The following is a 15,368-nucleotide window of genomic DNA, read 5'->3' as shown; positions in this document are numbered from 1 at the left end:
AATGGCCGGAAACACTTCGGTGCCTGGGGCCACGGTGGCGTCGCGAGTGCTCGCGATCATCGGCGCCTTCGACGAAGGACATCGTGCGCTGACACTGACCGAGCTCGCACAGCGGTCGAACCTGGTGCTTCCCACAGCTTCTCGGCTGGCGGGGGAGTTGGTCGCGGGTGGGGCGCTGGACCGTCGTGACGACGGACGCTACGTCATCGGCAGGCTGTTGTGGGAGGCCGGCTTGCAGGCTCCGGTCGAGGGCAGGCTCAAGCAGGTGGCGGAGCCGTTTCTGCACGACGTCTACGCAGCCACGCTGGCGACCGTGCACCTGGCCGTGCTCGATGGCGCCCAGGTGTTGTATCTCGAGCGGATGGCGGGCCGTGCGTCGGTGCCGATTGTCAGTACGGTGGGCAGTCGACTGCCCCTGCACTGCACCGGCGTGGGCAAAGTCTTGCTCGCGCACGCCTCGAAAGATGTGGAGCGGCAGGCCTTGGCGAACCTCACCCGGGTGACGCCGTACACCATCACCGCGCCCAACGTTCTTGTGGCACAGCTGGAAAAGGTGCGGCGCGACGGCGTGGCCACCACCGTCGAGGAGATGTCACTGGGGGCGTGCTCGATGGCGGTACCGGTGATACGGGTCTCCGACGACACCGTGGCGGCCGCGATCGGAGTGGTGGTACCCACTCTCAAACGCGACCGCCAGCGGTTGCTCGGAGCCCTGCAGGTCGCCGCGCGAGGGATCGGGCGCCTACTGTAGCCGGTACTGGAAATCAGTGGTGGACGAGATCTTTGGCAGATTCCGGAACTTTGTGACCCAGCATCGTGGTGGGGACGTCCTTGGTTTCGCGTGCGGTCAGCGCCGCGGCGGCGGAGATGAGACAGACCACCGCGGTGAAGATGCTGATCACCACCCAGCCGCCTTCCCGCACCCCGCCCAGCGCGGTGACGATCGAGGGTGCGAACCCGGCGACGAGAAAGCCCAGTTGAGTGCCGATCGCCATGCCGGAGAAACGAACCCGCGTGGAGAACATCTCGCCGTAGAACGAGGGCCACACCGCGTTGGCGGCGGCGTAACCGCACGAGAACGTGGCCACCGCGAGTGCGAAGGTCAGCAGATTGTTGTCACCGCTCATCGAGAGCATGTAGAACGGCATCAGCACGGCCGAAGAGACTGCGCCGTAGACGAACACCGGCTTGCGTCCGATGCGATCGGCGAGGATTCCGAACATCGGCTGGGTGCCGAGTGCGACGACGTTGGCGACCACGACCAGCCACAACGTGACGTCGGTGTCCAGGCCCACTTCTTTGCCGTAGGCGATCGCGAGGTTGCCGAAGACCGTCGAGACCGCGGCGATGAACGCGCAGAGGATCACGCGCAGTACGTCACGCCAGTGGTCGCGAAGCAGCGGCACCAGCGGCACCCGCGCGATCGTCCCCGCGGCCTTCGCCTCGGCGAACTGAGGTGTCTCGTGCAGCTGGCGGCGAATGAAGTAGGCGACGACGACCACGACAGCGCTCAGCCAGAACGGCACGCGCCAGCCCCAGCTGTACTTGGCTTCGTCGGGCAGGGAAACGAACGGAATCAGCACGAGCGAGGCGAGGATGAGTCCGCCCTGGGTTCCGGTCAGGGTCCAGGAGGTGAAGAACGCGCGCCGGTCATCGGGTGAATGTTCGAGGGTCAGCGAACTGGCCCCGGCCTGCTCTCCCGCGGCCGACAAGCCCTGCATCAACCGACAGATCACCAGCAGGGCCGGGGCGGCCCAGCCGATCGTCTCGAAACTGGGCAGGCAGCCGATCAGGAACGTCGACAGGCCCATCAGCACGAGCGTGAACATCAGCACGCGCTGGCGACCGATCCGGTCACCGAAATGACCGAGGATGAACGCTCCCACGGGCCTCGCCACGTAGGCGAATCCGAACGTCGCGAACGACATCACCAGCGCGGCTTCGTCGTCGGAGGGGAAGAACACGTGCGGAAAAATCAGTGCGGCAGCCGATCCGAACAGGAAGAAGTCGTAGTACTCGACTGCGCTGCCCATGAAGCTGGCCAGCGCGGCGCGTTTCGGTGTTCGTCCGTCTGGCTCGTCTGGCGTCGACGGGGCGTCGTTGGTCATCGGCTGCTCCTTAACGAGATGGTGCTGGATGTGAGGGGTCTAGGTGGCGGTTCGAGCGACGAGGTCGCGAAAGTGGGCCGACATTCTCTCGGCGTCCGGCGTACGTCCGGTGATCAGCGCGAAGGCGTCGACGGCTTGGTACACGGCCATGTGCCCGCCGTCCAGGGTCCGACAACCGGCCGCGCGGGCCGCCTGCAGCAGCGCGGTGTCGATGGGCCGGTAGACGATGTCGGCCACCCACAGGCCGGGGTGCAGCAGGGCGGCATCGAACGGCAGTCCGGGGTGCTCGGCCATGCCGGTCGGCGTCGCGTGGACGACGCCGTCGCTGTCGGGCAGCAGCACCGACAGCTTGTCGAGCGAGGACGCGTCGACGCGGGCCGACGCGTGTCGGTCGGCGAGTTGCCAGGCCAGCGTGGCGGCCCGGTCGACGTCGAGGTCGACGACTGTCAGGTGGGCGACACCCATCCGCAACAGCGCGTCGCCGACAGCCGAGCCGGCGCCGCCGGCGCCGATCAGCACGGCGGCGGCCATCGGCGCCGCGGGCAACCCCTCGGCGAAGCCATGGGCGAATCCGGTGGTGTCGGTGTTGTACCCGACGGTCCGCCCGCCGTCGAAGACCACGGTGTTGACCGCTCCGAGCGTGCGCGCGGTCTCGTCGACGTCGTCGAGATGCTCGATGACGAGCTGCTTGCACGGATGGGTGATGTTCAGTGCGTCGTAGCCGAGGGTCTGCGCCCACGACAGCACGTCGCCGATCCGGTGCGGGGCAACCCCGAATGTGTTGAGGTCGATCGTCCGGTACACGTAGTCCAGGCCCTGCGCACGGCCTTCGGCCATGTGCAGAGCGGGAGTCAGGGAGGGGCCCACACCGGTGCCCACGAGGCCCACCAGGTAGGGCCGTCCCGCGTCCGATTTGGAGGTCATCAAGCGTTTCCTTAATGTACGAACTAGTACGTACGGAAAGTACAGCACTGTGGTGCGGGTCCCGTCAAGACACGAATGTGAGGTGGGACTCGCCGAGGGCGGGATTATGGGCGGCTGGTGAGCCAGCCGACCACCATGTCGCCGAGCATGCGACGCAGGTGGGCGCGCTGCGAGGTCTCGGAGAGGTCGACGTCGAAGAGGTAGCCGAATGTGTAGCGGTTGGCGACCTGGAACACGCAGTACGAGCTGATCACGAGGTGGACGTCGAGGGCGTCGACGTCATCACGGAACGCGCCGGCTTCGCGTCCGGCACGCAGGATCTCGTCGAGCAGCGACGTCGCCGGCCGGGAGAGTTCGGGTAGCTCGCGCAACTGTCGGACGAACTCGCCCCGGTGAATGTTCTCGATGGAGACCAGGCGGATGAACGCGTCGTGGGCGATGTGATGGTCGAACGTCACCTCGGTGAGCCTGCGGATCGCGACCACGGGATCGGAGTGATCAACCCGCAAACGCTGCTCAGCAGTGCGGATGCCGCGATATGCGTTGTCCAGTACGGCGAGATACAGCTGCTGTTTGCCGCCGAAGTAGTAGTAGATCATCCGCTTCGTGGTGCGGGTGCGCTCGGCGATCTCGTCCACTCGCGCCCCGGAATATCCCGACTCGGCGAACACTTCGGTGGCCACCTCCAACAGCTCCGCTCGCGTGCGCTCGGCATCACGCTGCAGCTCGGCTCTCGGTTTGGCGACCATGTCGAGAGAGCTTACTGGGGACCCGGTAGCGGCCTGAGCAACCCTTCCGACTCAATTAACTGTTTGGTACATTGAGGTCGGAAGTGGCACCCATCACAGGAGGAAAGATGAAGACGTCGATCGCCACGGTCTCACTGTCCGGATCGCTCGTCGAGAAGCTGCACGCCTGTGCCGATGCCGGATTCGACGGCGTAGAGATCTTCGAGCCCGACCTGATCGCCAGTGAGCACTCGCCTGAGGAGATCCGACATCTGGCGCGTCGCCTCGGGTTGTCCCTCGACCTCTATCAGCCGCTGCGCGACCTCGAGGGCGTCGACGAGACGACCTTCACCGACAACCTGCGCCGCGCCGGCGCCACGTTCGCCACGGCGCAGCGGCTCGGTATCGACACCGTGCTCGTCTGCAGCAACGTCGCCACCGCCACCATCGACTCCGATGAGGTCTCCGCGGACCAATTGCGCCGCATAGGCGACCTGGCTGCCGGGTACGGCATCCGCATCGCTTTCGAGGCGCTGGCCTGGGGCCGGTTCATCGACGACTATCGCCGGGCCTGGCGGATCGTGCAACTCGCCGACCATCCGGCAGTGGGTATCTGCCTGGACAGCTTCCACGTTCTCTCCCGCGGCCACGATCCGGCGGCGATCGCCGACATCGATGGCCAGAAGATCTTCTACCTGCAGCTCGCGGATGCCCCGGCACTGAAAATGGACGTCTTGTCGTGGAGTCGTCACCACCGGTTGTTCCCCGGCGAAGGTGCCTTCGACCTGGCCGAGTTCGTGCGGTACACCCTTGCCGCCGGTTATACGGGCCCGCTGTCGCTCGAGGTTTTCAACGACACCTTCCGCCAGACCGACCCGGGCCACACCGCGGTGCACGCATTACGGTCGTTGTTGTGGCTACGCGACCAGGTGTCGTCGACCCTCACCGACGCCAAACCGCCAACCGGGTTCGACTTCGTGGAGCTCAAGGCGGAGGACATGACCGAAGTCGAGGTCCTGCTGGGCCAACTCGGATTCACGCCGCGCGGCCGGCATCGCACCAAGCCGGTGTCGCTGTGGTCGGCCGGTGGTGCGCGCGTCGTGCTCAACGAGCAACAGGCACGAGACGAGGTGGCGCATGTCGCGGCCGTCGGGCTCCAGGTGCCGGATGCGGATGCCACCTCTCAACGGGCTGCCGAGCTGATGGCACCGGTCGCCTACCGACGCACATTTGCCGCCGAACAGCCGTTCGGCGGTGCGATCGCGCCGGACGGCACCGGATTCTTCTGGGTGACCGAGCCTGCGGGGGACGGCATTCCGGCGTGGGTCGCGGAGTTCGAACGCGGTCTGCCTGATGCCGATCCGGGCTTCGTCGGCGCGATCGACCATGTGAACCTGACCCATCCGTGGCAGACCGCCGAGGACGGCCGGTTGTTCCTCACGAGTGTGTTCGGCATGACCGCCGATGCCCCCGCCGACGTACCGGGCCCCACGGGCCTGGTCCGCAGCCAGGTGCTGCGCAACGCGGATTCGTCGGTGCGGTTGCCGCTCAACGTCGCTCCCCACATCCTCGACGACGCCGGACTGCCACAGCACGTGGCGTTCGCGTGCTCGGACGTGATCGCCTTGGCTCGGTCGGCCTCGGCCGCCGGACTGGTGTTCCTGACCGTGCCGGACAACTACTACGACTACCTGTCGGGACGGTTCGGCCTGCCCGACGCCACCGTTGCCGAATTGCGTGAACTCAACCTGCTCTACGACCGCAGCCCCGACGGGGGACACTTCATCCACTTCTACACCCGCACGGTCGGCACGGTGTTCTTCGAGTTCGTCCAGCGGTTCGGCGGCTACGACGGCTACGGTACGGACAACGCGCCGGTACGCCTTGCCGCGCAGCGCGGCGTCGGTACCGTGCGCAGATAGCGCTCGTCGGGCGATCTGGTACGGCCGTACTCAGACGGCCGAGGCCTGAAAGTGCTTGAGCAGGTCCGGGTAGCGGACCAGGTGCGCGCCGCCGTTGAGGTCGAGACTCTCTCCGGTGAGCCAGGATGCATGAGTCATGTAGACCGCGGCCTCGGCGATCTCCTCGGGGGTTCCCGATCGCCCGAGCGGGGTGTTGGCCAGGTAGTCGTCCTCGAGGCCCGGCACCGACATCGACGGTGTGGTCAGGGGAGTCATCACGATCCCCGGCGCGATCGCATTGACGCGGATGTTCCGCCCCGCGAGCTCGAGTGCGGCGACCTGGGTCAGCATCGCGAGCCCCGCTTTGGCCGAGCAGTACGCGCTCATGCCGGTTCCCGGCTGCCGAGCGTTCAACGATGACAGCGAGATGATGACCCCGCCGTCGTCCATCGTGCGTGCGGCGTGTTTGATGACCGCGAACGCGCCGGTGAGACAGACGTCGACAACGCGGCGGAACTTGTCGATGGGCAGGTCTGTGACGGCTCCGGCCGCGCTGAGTCCGGCGCTGTTCACGACGATGTCCAGGTGCCCGCGGCGAGACCGTACCGACTCGAACAGATCACGGACCGACTCTTCGTCCACCACGTCGACGGTCGCTGCGTCGTGTGGCGAGCCGAGTTCGGCGGCAAGGGTTCTCGCGAGTCCGATGTTGCGATCGGCGACGGTGACGGCAGCGCCGTCGGCGGCCAGTGCGCGCGCGATGGCGGCTCCGATACCGGAGGCGCCCCCTACGACGACGGCACTACGAGATTCGGGAGAGGACAAGGCAGACATCCCTTCGACATGTGGGGATCACGAGGGTTCGAGACCCTCGGGAACGACCATCGCGTGGGCGAGCGCCGACAGCTGCTCGGCGAGGCCGGGACGGGTCTTGAGTTCCGGGTTCTGGCTGACGTCGGTGATGACCGAGATCGCCGCCTGCGCGAGCGCGCGCGCGTCGTCGACGGTCACCTCGTCGGACATCGCGCAGATCGCCTCTATCCACTCGGCGACGTACTCGCGCTGCGTTTCGCGCAGCCGGAACTGTTCGTCGTCGGAGAGGTAGAGAAGGTCCGCGGCGAGAATGTGCATGATGCGTCCGTGAACGCCGAGTGCCTGGTGAATGTAGGTGTCGACAAGCGATCTGAGGACTTCTTCGGGCGTCGTCGCATGTGCCAGTGCTTCGGCGGTGACGTACAGCAATCCTTCGGCACCGCGCTCCAAGATCGCTTTGAGCACCTGGGTCTTGCCGGTCACGTGCTGATAGAGCGTCGCCACCGACATCTCTGAGGCCTTCGCGATGTCGTCGATGCGCACGTCGTAGAAGCCGCGCTCGTCGAACAGGGCGGTCGACGCCGTGAGAATCCTCTCCCGCCGCCCGGCGGGTTTGCGATGGACCAGCACGGGGGCCGGCACGGAGTCGGCGTCGACAGCCGGCAGTCGGCAACCGATGATCTTGCGAGCGATCGTCTGCTGGACGGCGATCAGGCGCTCGGGCGTCAGATTGCCGCGGATGCTGGGCGTGTTGGAGTACATGGTCAACACGGCGAAACCCAGTAGCTCCCGATCCTGCCTGGCCGTCTCCGGTCGGACCGCGGCGATCTTTGCGGCGATGCGATCCCGGTTCTTCCGGAAGTCCTCCTGGAACTCGGCCCGATCGGCTTCGCGCAGATGTCGTTGTTCCCGACGCCACAGGGTCGCTTCGTCGCCGTTGGCGGTGATGTCGGACAGTCCGTCGAGGAACAGATCCAGACGCTCCTGCGGGGTCGTGCCCTCTCGATCGGCGCGATCGGTGAGCTCCTCGACCAAGGCGACCTGGCTGCGCAACGCCTGCACCAGGATTGCGTACTTTCCCTTGAAGTGCCGATACATGGCCGGTCCCGTGAGACCCACCGCGGAGCCGATCTGGTCGATGCTGACGTTCTGGTACCCCAGATCTTGGAACAGGAGGGTCGCGGCCCGCACGATCTGTCCTGCTCGGTGTTCACCTCGGCTCGAGGAGGGAGGCGCGACGTGGGTGGTGTCGGTCATGGAGTAAGTGTCGCATTCGGGTCCCGGTCGGGACCGGACCAAGCCACGACGGCCGTGCCGGACAGCGTCCGGGTCCCATCCGCCAGCCGGACGTCGAGATCGAGTACGACGCGCTGCTCGTCCGCGACCGCGATCAGCTCCTTGACCGTGGCGGTGAGGACCGGCTCGGCGAGGACCGGGGTGATCGCGGTGAACCGGGTCGACAGCTCCCGGATGCTGCTCTGCGGGAAGTGCGCGGTGAGCAGGCGCCCGAGGTAGGCCATGGACAACATCCCGTGGGCGAAGACGTCGTCCATGCCTGCGGCCCGAGCCGAGTCGATGTCGATGTGGATCGGGTTGTGGTCCCCGGATGCGCCGGCGAACAACGCGAGAGTCGTACGCGTCACCGCGCCGGGTTCGAGTACTCCGACGACGTCGCCGGACATCGGTGTGCTCATCTCGTGCCCTCCGGATTCCTGATCACGCTCACGCTCTCCAATTCGGCGACGACCTCGTCGGAACGCCTCACAGTGGTGCGTCGGACCAAGAAGTCCAGAGCGCCACCGGCTTTCGAGTAGGTGTCGACGTAGCGGGTCTCGAAGCTCACCGTGTCGCCCGCATGCACGTCGGCGAAGTACCTGAAGCGTTGTTCGCCGTGGAGCACAGTCGCCAGATCGACGCCGTGCGCGGCGAGGTCGCCGAACACATCCGAGTTCTCCAACTCGAGACCGAAGAGGAAGGTCGGCGGCGCGAGGACGTCGGGATGGCCGGCGGCGACCGCCGCGTCGCGATCGTGGTGAACCGGATCGTCTTCGCCGATCGCCGTGGCGAACTGGCGGATACGGCCGCGTTCGACGTCGGCGACGACCGTCGGGGACACGACGTCGAGGATCGTCCGGTCGAGCGGCATCAGGACACCTTCTCGTACAGGCTGACGACACACGCACCGCCGAGCCCGAGGTTGTGCTGCAGCGCGATTCGCGCACCCTCGACCTGACGCTCCCCGGCCTGACCTCGCAGCTGCCAGACCAGCTCGGCACACTGGGCCAGTCCGGTGGCGCCCAACGGATGTCCCTTGGACAGCAGACCACCGGACGGGTTGGTCACGACGCGACCGCCGTACGTGTTGTCGCCGTCGAGGATGAACTTCTCGGCCGTGCCCTCGGGAGTGAGGCCGAGCCCCTCGTAGGTGATGACCTCGTTGGTGGAAAAGCAGTCGTGCAGTTCGACGACGGGGATGTCGAGGGGGTCGACGCCGGACTGCTCGTAGACCTCCGCGGCGGCTTTGGCGGTCATGTCATAGCCGGCGACCCGCATCATGTCGGTGGTGTCGAAGGTTCCGGCCACGTCGGTGACGAGCGATTGGGCGCGGAGGCGGACGCTCGAGTCGATACCGCGGGAGCGGGCGAATTCCTCACTGCACACGATGGCCGCTGCCGCGCCGTTGGTCGGCGGGCAACACATCAGCAGGGTGAGGGGTCCCCAGATCTGCTTCGACGACATCACCGTATCGAGGTCGATGGGGTCGCGGAACACGGCCAGCGGATTCCGGCCGGCGTGCGTGCGTGCCTTCACCGAGACACGGCCGAAGACCTCCGACGTCACGCCGTGTCGGTCCATGTATTCGACACCTGCACCGCCGAACATCTTGGCCGCCATCGGCGCATCGGCGTCGCCACCGGGGCGTGACAGCGCGATCTCCTCGCCGCGTGCGGTGGGGCTCGGGCGATCGCCGTAGGCGTTGACCAGCGCGCCGGGCTGCATCTGTTCGAATCCGAGGGCGAGTACGCAATCGGCTGTGCCCGAGGCGACCGCCTGACGCGCCAGCCACAATGCGCTCGAACCCGTGGAGCAGTTGTTGTTGACGTTCACGGCCGGAATGCCGGTCAACCCGATCTCGTAGAGCGCGTTCTGGCCGGAGGTCGAGTCGCCGTACACGTAGCCGACATAGGCCTGTTGTACGTCGGTGTAGTCCAGCCCCGCGTCGGCGAGCGCCGCGCGGGCGGCGGTCGCGCCCATCCGGTCGTAGGTCTCGCTCTTGCCGGGCTTGGTGAACGGCATCATCCCGACACCGCTGATGCAGACGTTGGTCATTGGTCCAGCTTTCGTTTCGTCGAGCAGTCGTGGGGCAAGCTAATCACATAGAGTCGTCACTAACAATATCCACATATCACCAGTAAAAGCGCTATTGACTTGCGTCTACAACTGAAGTTAGCATTCACCACAGTGACTGGGGTCACATACTCCAGAATCGTGGACGAAGCGCAGGGTGCGTCGACCGCGAGAACACCGAAACTCTTTGGGAGGCAGCACGTGAGCGTGCAGAAACTTCAGGACAAAGTCGCACTCGTGTCGGGCTCGGGCCGGGGCATCGGGCGGGCCGTCGCAGTGAAACTCGCTTCCGAGGGCGCACGGGTGGTGGTCAACGACCTCGATCCGGAGCCCGCGAAAGAGGTTGTGGCCGAGATCGAGTCGGCCGGCGGACAGGCTGTCGCCTGCATCGGCAGCGTCACCGACCCCGAGTTCGCCGATCACTTCGTGACAACCGCGGTGGACAACTTCGGCGGAATCGACATCATCGTGAACAACGCCGGATACACCTGGGACAACGTCATCCAGAAGATGACGGACAAGCAGTGGGCGGACATCCTCGATGTCCACCTGACCGCCCCGTTCCGCATCCTCCGCGCCGCCCAGCCGATCATCAGCGCGGCGGTGAAGCGCGAGCGTGAGCAGGGCCCGGTTCCCTGCCGCAAGGTCGTCAACATCTCCTCGACCTCGGGCCTGCTCGGAAACCCCGGCCAGGCGAACTACTCGTCGGCCAAGGCGGGGATGGTCGGTCTCACCAAGACCATCGCCAAGGAGTGGGGTCGCTACAACGTGACCTCCAACGCGGTGGCCTACGGAGTGATCAGCACGCGCCTGACGTCGGTGACCACCGAGGCGAAGACGATCAAGGTCGAGGACCGCGACATCCGGGTCGGAATGGACCCGGCGGTGATGGATGCGGCGACCAAGGGGATCGCCCTCGGACGCGCCGGGACGGTCGAGGAGGCGGCCGGTGCCGTCTACCTGCTGTGTAGTCCGGAGTCGAGCTACATCACCGGACAGGTACTCGTCTGCGGCGGCGGACTGTGACGAATCCGCCTGCGGCACAGCATGCAATGGACAGACGATACGAGGAAGTGGGTTACGAGGTCGCCGACGGCGTGGCCGTGGTGACTCTCGACGCCCCGCACCGCCGCAACGGTATGCGGGTCCAGATGCTCGTCGATGTGCTCCATTCCCTCGATCGTGCCGACCGGGATCCCGAGGTCCGGGCGGTCATCGTCACCGGAGCCGGCGAGTCGTTCTCGGTGGGGGCGGATCTGGACGGGCCCGAGACGCTCTCGCGCGCACTCGTCGAGGACATCGACGGCCACACTCCTACCGGTTATCGCGAGCCGGCCGGCCGGATCAGTGAGCGGTTGTTCGCGATGTGCAAGCCGGTGATCGCAGCCCTCAACGGGCACGCGATCGGCGGCGGGGCGACGATCGCCGCCGCGATGGACATCCGCGTCGCGAGCGAGAACGCCCGATTCGGGTTCGTGTTCACTCAGCGCGGGGTCGTCCCGGAAGGTGCGTCGTCCTGGTTCCTGCCGCGACTCGTCGGACTCGGTCGTGCCACCGACTGGCTGCTGACCGGCCGGGTATTCGATGCGGCGGAGGCGTACGAGGCCGGGTACCTCACGAAGGTGGTGCCCGCCGATCAGGTGATGTCGGCCGCCCGTGAGTACGCGCGGATCTTCGTCGAGGACACGTCGCCGACCTCCGTGGCGTTGTCGCGACGATTGCTCGCCAACGCCTGGCTGCACACGCATCCCGGCCCGGCTGCGGCCGAGGAGTCCCGCACCTACGCCGGACGAGTCGACTCCGACGACGCCCGCGAGGGTGTCATGTCCTTTCTGGAACGCCGACCCGCAGTCTTCCCCCCGCTCGACCCGCCGCCGGCGCAGCGCTTCTGAGCTGATCGTCGAAGACCAAGGAGCACAATGACCAGCCAGCCGTTCACCGTGTGCAAATACGGCGCCGACGCCGAGGGGACACACGACTCCGTCGGAATCCACAACTTCAACGAGAGTGTCTATTTCAACTTCGTCGATCCCGTCTCTCAGCTGGGCGGTCTCGTCCGGATCGGTAATCGTCCCAACCTCGGTTACAGCGAGGCCTCCGTGCAACTGACGCTGCCGGGCGGCGCCATCGCGTTCCGTGCGGGGCGTACGCCGCGCGACACCAACGACAGCTTCGCCGGACAGGGCCTCGAGATCGAGTTCACCGAGCCCACCCGGAAGGCGGAGATCACCTATCGCAACTCGGTGGCCCGCGTCACCCATCCGTCCCTGATGGCGGAGAACGGGCGGATCGCGCTCAAGAACGCGCCCGCCGAGGATTGCGAGATCGAGCTCACCTATGAGGCCTCGAGCCCGATGTTCGTGATCAACAGTGATGGCGACGGCGATTGCACGCCTGGCGATTCGACCTTCGCCAGCGATCACTACGAGCAGTTCGGTCACCTCTCGGGAACCATCCGGGTCGGCACCCGGAAGTGGGTTCTCGACAAGGTCACCTCGTTCCGGGACCATTCCTGGGGTCCTCGCGAATGGGCTTCGTACACCGGGGAGTGGGTGGCCGGTTGGCTGGCCGACGGAACCGCGTTCAGCGCCTATGGCGAATACGAGAAATCCGGGGTCAGGGTGTCGGCGGGAGCCGTTCTGACCACCGACGGTGTCGCCCATCCGATCACCGATTACCGCGTGCTCACCGACTACGCAGGCGAATCCACGTACACGGGCCGGCACGTCGGCGTGATCCAGGCGGAGGGGCTCCCGACGATCGTCGTCGACGGGTCGATCCGCCACTTCGTCCCGGTCACCCAGCGCACCGAAGACCGCGCCGTGCGGATGGGCCAGATGACCGTCGATCTCGCCGACGGCCACGGTGGATGGGCCGTGGCCGAGTTCCTGCGACCGATCCGCCCGTAGAAGGAGTTCCTATGTATCCCGGACGTCATGCCGTCGAACATCCCGACCGCCCGGCCGTGATCATGGCGGGCAGCGACGAGGTCCTCACGTATGGAAACCTCGACTCGCGCGCCAATCGGCTCGCCGCGCTCCTGCGGGCGCACGGATGTGAGCCCGGCGACCACATCGCCCTGTTCATGGAGAATCACGTCGAGATGATCGTGGCGATGTCCGCCGCCGAGCGCAGCGGACTGTTCTACACGCCGGTCAACTCGTTCCTGTCCGCTGCCGAGGCCGCGTACATCATCAACGACTCGCAATCGAAGCTCGTCATCACCACGGCAACGAAATTCGATGTCGCACAGGAGTTGCCGCAACTCTGCCCTGCGGTGGGTCGCTGGCTCCTCGTCGACGCGGATCACGTCGTCCCGGTGCCGCACCCGTTCGAGTCCTTTGCCGAGGCCGTCGCCGGGTTCGACGACGCTCCCGGCGAGAACGAGCGCCTGGGCACCCCGATGTTCTACTCCTCGGGCACCACGGGCCGCCCGAAGGCCATCAAGCGTCGCCTGCCGGACGCACATCCAGGGCAGATCCTCGACATCGAGGACTTCGGCCGAAAGGTCTTCCATCTACGGGAGGGCATGCGTTTCCTGTCGCCCGCGCCGCTCTACCACTCCGGACCACAGTCGTCGGTCGCCATCGGAATCCGTCTCGGCGCCACGGTCGTCGTGATGAAACGGTTCGACGCGCGCGAGTATCTGGACCTGATCGAACAGCATCGGATCACGCACTCCATGGTGGTCCCCACCATGTTCTCGCGCATGCTCAAGCTCCCCGAACAGGAACGGCAACAGGATCTCTCGTCGCTGGAGGTCGTGGTGCACGGGGCCGCACCCTGCCCGGTCGCCGTCAAGCAGGCCATGCTCGACTGGTTCGGTCCGGTCATCTACGAGTACTACGGCGGCACCGAGGCCAACGGCATCTGTGGCTGCACACCCGACGAGTGGCTGGCGCACAAGGGAACCGTGGGACGTCCCTTCATGGGTGAACCGGTCATCCTCGACGACGACGGGAACGAATGCCCGCCGCGAGTACCCGGAACCATCTGGTTCCGCGGCGTCGGCGCGACCTTCGAGTACTTCAACGATCCGGCCAAGACGGCCGAGGCGCGGGACGCCGACGGCACGATGTCGAAGATCGGGGACATCGGATACCTCGACGAGGACGGCTTTCTCTATCTCACCGACCGTCAGGCCTTCGTCATCATCTCCGGCGGGGTGAACATCTATCCGCAAGAAGTGGAGAATCTCCTCGTCACCCACCCCGAAGTGCTCGACGCCGCGGTCTTCGGCGTGCCCGACGAGGATTTCGGCGAGGCCGTCAAAGCGGTGATCCAACCGGTGGATCCGCACGTCGATCAGGGTCAGCTGGCCGTACGTCTGGCGGACTTCTGTCAGGCGGGCCTGGCGAAGTTCAAGTGCCCCAGATCATTCGACTTCATCGCCGAGATGCCCCGCCTGCCAACCGGAAAGCTCTACAAGAAGCCGCTGCGTGACGCGTATTGGCCGGCACGTGCGAGTGCGCACGCGTGAGACAGACCGGGGCCACGATGAACACCAACACGATCGAGTGCTTCCTCGACGATCTCACCGCCGAACTCGATCGCGCGATCGGCGCGGACGGGACGCTGCGTCTCACCGATGTCGACAAGCGCGGGGAGGGCAACTCCTGGGAGACCTACCTCGTCACCGTCACCTGGGATGGCCCGGGGGACCCGCAGGCGGTCACCTATGCCGTCAAGCGGCAACCCGTCAGCGGCATCGTCGGTGACTACGACGTGGCTCGCGAAGTCGCTCTGCTCGATGCCGCCGACGCGATCGGGATGCGCGTCCCGAAAGTGGTCGCGTCCGTCGTGCCCACCGGCGACGCCCGCGGATGGTTCGCGATGGAGAAGGTCCACGGGCAGATCCCGATGCCACCCACGATCTCTCGGATCGTCCCGGACCCGGCGGTGCGGGAGGAACTCGGTCGGGATGTCGCCCGCGAGATGGCGCGTCTGCACGCGGCCGATCCGCAGACCATGGGTCTGACCGTCCTTGGGCCGGTCCCGGCGCCGGGCGACACCGGGAAGACGGAGAACGACAAGTGGTCGCAGGTGTATCAGGAGGTCGTCGACATCCCGATACCGATCCTCGACCTCGCCTTCGCCTGGCTCGATCATCGCCGGGACGCTGTCTCGGGCCGGGTCTCGCTCGTCCACAACGATTTCCGAATCGGCAACCTGGTGATCGCCGACGGCTCCATCACCGGAGTGCTCGATTGGGAGACCGCGCACTTCTCGGATCCGACCGCCGACATCGCGTGGTTCGCGCAGCGGACATCGAGGGGACGTTCGCCCCTGCTGTGCAAGTTGATCGAGCTCGAACCCTTCCTCGACGAGTACGAGGCGGCGGGCGGTTGGCGACCGTCCCCGGAGGCGCTCACCTGGTGGACGGTGCAGTCGTTGACCAAGACGGCCGTCGGGTGCCTGCAGGCGGTCGACATCTACTCGCGCGGGGAGCGCGACGAACTGCGCTACTCGAACATGGCGCACAGCGTCTACTACAGCATTGGATGGCTGTCGAAGATGTTGCGCGACAAGGAATGGGGACACTGACC

The 15,368-nt window shown here is 66.2% G+C and carries 15 protein-coding genes; 7 read left to right on the top strand and 8 right to left on the bottom strand.

Annotated elements, in window-relative coordinates; all coding sequences use genetic code 11:
* Position 1: 1 nt before the first annotated feature.
* A complete protein-coding gene (locus AC3B6C_RS23340) occupies positions 2 to 751 on the top strand; it encodes an IclR family transcriptional regulator (protein ID WP_488374298.1) in 750 nt (249 codons plus the stop codon).
* A gap of 13 nt (positions 752 to 764) precedes the next feature.
* On the opposite strand, the gene AC3B6C_RS23335 is transcribed toward AC3B6C_RS23340, so the two are convergent.
* The 3 genes from AC3B6C_RS23335 to AC3B6C_RS23325 all read right to left on the bottom strand — a co-directional run bounded on the left by AC3B6C_RS23335 (position 765) and on the right by AC3B6C_RS23325 (position 3,781).
* Positions 765 to 2,108, bottom strand: a complete 1,344-nt coding sequence (locus AC3B6C_RS23335; RefSeq protein WP_010841268.1) for an MFS transporter — start codon at positions 2,106 to 2,108, stop codon at positions 765 to 767.
* Between the two features lie 39 nt (positions 2,109 to 2,147).
* Positions 2,148 to 3,032: a shikimate dehydrogenase gene (locus AC3B6C_RS23330; RefSeq protein WP_014927447.1), complete on the bottom strand. Its 885-nt coding sequence runs from the start codon at positions 3,030 to 3,032 to the stop codon at positions 2,148 to 2,150.
* Between the two features lie 104 nt (positions 3,033 to 3,136).
* Positions 3,137 to 3,781, bottom strand: coding sequence for a TetR/AcrR family transcriptional regulator (locus AC3B6C_RS23325; RefSeq protein ID WP_010841266.1), 645 nt, complete (start codon positions 3,779 to 3,781; stop codon positions 3,137 to 3,139).
* Between the two features lie 107 nt (positions 3,782 to 3,888).
* Here AC3B6C_RS23325 and AC3B6C_RS23320 point away from each other — a divergent pair, with 107 nt between their 5' ends.
* Positions 3,889 to 5,682 carry a bifunctional sugar phosphate isomerase/epimerase/4-hydroxyphenylpyruvate dioxygenase family protein gene (locus tag AC3B6C_RS23320; RefSeq protein ID WP_488374297.1) on the top strand — a complete coding sequence of 598 codons (1,794 nt, stop codon included), beginning with the start codon at positions 3,889 to 3,891 and terminating at the stop codon, positions 5,680 to 5,682.
* Between the two features lie 30 nt (positions 5,683 to 5,712).
* Here the strand turns inward: AC3B6C_RS23320 and AC3B6C_RS23315 are convergent, their stop codons facing one another.
* From AC3B6C_RS23315 to AC3B6C_RS23295, 5 genes are read right to left on the bottom strand one after another with little or no spacing between them, the layout of a single operon-like run.
* On the bottom strand, positions 5,713 to 6,495 hold the full coding sequence (locus tag AC3B6C_RS23315) for an SDR family NAD(P)-dependent oxidoreductase (protein WP_010841264.1): 783 nt from the start codon (positions 6,493 to 6,495) through the stop codon (positions 5,713 to 5,715).
* Between the two features lie 18 nt (positions 6,496 to 6,513).
* Positions 6,514 to 7,731: a TetR/AcrR family transcriptional regulator gene (locus tag AC3B6C_RS23310; protein ID WP_010841263.1), complete on the bottom strand. Its 1,218-nt coding sequence runs from the start codon at positions 7,729 to 7,731 to the stop codon at positions 6,514 to 6,516.
* Positions 7,728 to 8,168: a MaoC/PaaZ C-terminal domain-containing protein gene (locus AC3B6C_RS23305; protein ID WP_014927444.1), complete on the bottom strand. Its 441-nt coding sequence runs from the start codon at positions 8,166 to 8,168 to the stop codon at positions 7,728 to 7,730. Before AC3B6C_RS23305 ends, AC3B6C_RS23310 begins: the two co-directional genes overlap by 4 nt.
* Entirely contained in the window at positions 8,165 to 8,620 is a 456-nt protein-coding gene (locus AC3B6C_RS23300) for a MaoC family dehydratase N-terminal domain-containing protein (protein WP_010841261.1), read from the bottom strand. Before AC3B6C_RS23300 ends, AC3B6C_RS23305 begins: the two co-directional genes overlap by 4 nt.
* Entirely contained in the window at positions 8,620 to 9,804 is a 1,185-nt protein-coding gene (locus AC3B6C_RS23295; RefSeq protein ID WP_488374296.1) for a lipid-transfer protein, read from the bottom strand. Before AC3B6C_RS23295 ends, AC3B6C_RS23300 begins: the two co-directional genes overlap by 1 nt.
* Before the next feature lie 219 nt (positions 9,805 to 10,023).
* Between AC3B6C_RS23295 and AC3B6C_RS23290 the strand changes: the two genes are divergently transcribed.
* The 5 genes from AC3B6C_RS23290 to AC3B6C_RS23270 are packed head-to-tail and all read left to right on the top strand — an operon-like array spanning position 10,024 to position 15,366.
* On the top strand, positions 10,024 to 10,848 hold the full coding sequence (locus tag AC3B6C_RS23290; protein ID WP_010841259.1) for an SDR family NAD(P)-dependent oxidoreductase: 825 nt from the start codon (positions 10,024 to 10,026) through the stop codon (positions 10,846 to 10,848).
* 26 nt (positions 10,849 to 10,874) lie between these two features.
* Positions 10,875 to 11,714 carry an enoyl-CoA hydratase-related protein gene (locus tag AC3B6C_RS23285; RefSeq protein WP_488374295.1) on the top strand — a complete coding sequence of 280 codons (840 nt, stop codon included), beginning with the start codon at positions 10,875 to 10,877 and terminating at the stop codon, positions 11,712 to 11,714.
* A gap of 27 nt (positions 11,715 to 11,741) precedes the next feature.
* Positions 11,742 to 12,731: a DUF7064 domain-containing protein gene (locus tag AC3B6C_RS23280; protein WP_488374294.1), complete on the top strand. Its 990-nt coding sequence runs from the start codon at positions 11,742 to 11,744 to the stop codon at positions 12,729 to 12,731.
* 11 nt (positions 12,732 to 12,742) lie between these two features.
* Positions 12,743 to 14,302: an AMP-binding protein gene (locus AC3B6C_RS23275; protein ID WP_010841256.1), complete on the top strand. Its 1,560-nt coding sequence runs from the start codon at positions 12,743 to 12,745 to the stop codon at positions 14,300 to 14,302.
* Positions 14,303 to 14,319: 17 nt separating this feature from the next.
* Positions 14,320 to 15,366 (top strand): phosphotransferase family protein, encoded by a 1,047-nt coding sequence (locus tag AC3B6C_RS23270; RefSeq protein ID WP_488374293.1) that lies wholly within the window; start codon positions 14,320 to 14,322, stop codon positions 15,364 to 15,366.
* The last annotated feature ends 2 nt before the right edge of the window (positions 15,367 to 15,368 follow it).

The sequence above is a fragment of the Gordonia sp. 11cp genome (assembly GCF_057767225.1).
Note: the sequence above shows the minus strand (reverse complement) of the source record. Positions and strands in the feature narration are given on the sequence as shown.

Bases quoted from the DNA above. Each gene is read 5' to 3' on its own strand.
- AC3B6C_RS23305 (WP_014927444.1), bottom strand. From the start codon at position 8,168: ATGAGCACACCGATGTCCGGCGACGTCGTCGGAGTACTCGAACCCGGC.
- AC3B6C_RS23270 (WP_488374293.1), top strand. From the start codon at position 14,320: ATGAACACCAACACGATCGAGTGCTTCCTCGACGATCTCACCGCCGAA.
- AC3B6C_RS23295 (WP_488374296.1), bottom strand. From the start codon at position 9,804: ATGACCAACGTCTGCATCAGCGGTGTCGGGATGATGCCGTTCACCAAG.
- AC3B6C_RS23275 (WP_010841256.1), top strand. From the start codon at position 12,743: ATGTATCCCGGACGTCATGCCGTCGAACATCCCGACCGCCCGGCCGTG.
- AC3B6C_RS23285 (WP_488374295.1), top strand. From the start codon at position 10,875: ATGGACAGACGATACGAGGAAGTGGGTTACGAGGTCGCCGACGGCGTG.
- AC3B6C_RS23315 (WP_010841264.1), bottom strand. From the start codon at position 6,495: ATGTCTGCCTTGTCCTCTCCCGAATCTCGTAGTGCCGTCGTCGTAGGG.
- AC3B6C_RS23320 (WP_488374297.1), top strand. From the start codon at position 3,889: ATGAAGACGTCGATCGCCACGGTCTCACTGTCCGGATCGCTCGTCGAG.
- AC3B6C_RS23340 (WP_488374298.1), top strand. From the start codon at position 2: ATGGCCGGAAACACTTCGGTGCCTGGGGCCACGGTGGCGTCGCGAGTG.
- AC3B6C_RS23325 (WP_010841266.1), bottom strand. From the start codon at position 3,781: ATGGTCGCCAAACCGAGAGCCGAGCTGCAGCGTGATGCCGAGCGCACG.
- AC3B6C_RS23335 (WP_010841268.1), bottom strand. From the start codon at position 2,108: ATGACCAACGACGCCCCGTCGACGCCAGACGAGCCAGACGGACGAACA.
- AC3B6C_RS23310 (WP_010841263.1), bottom strand. From the start codon at position 7,731: ATGACCGACACCACCCACGTCGCGCCTCCCTCCTCGAGCCGAGGTGAA.
- AC3B6C_RS23330 (WP_014927447.1), bottom strand. From the start codon at position 3,032: ATGACCTCCAAATCGGACGCGGGACGGCCCTACCTGGTGGGCCTCGTG.
- AC3B6C_RS23300 (WP_010841261.1), bottom strand. From the start codon at position 8,620: ATGCCGCTCGACCGGACGATCCTCGACGTCGTGTCCCCGACGGTCGTC.
- AC3B6C_RS23280 (WP_488374294.1), top strand. From the start codon at position 11,742: ATGACCAGCCAGCCGTTCACCGTGTGCAAATACGGCGCCGACGCCGAG.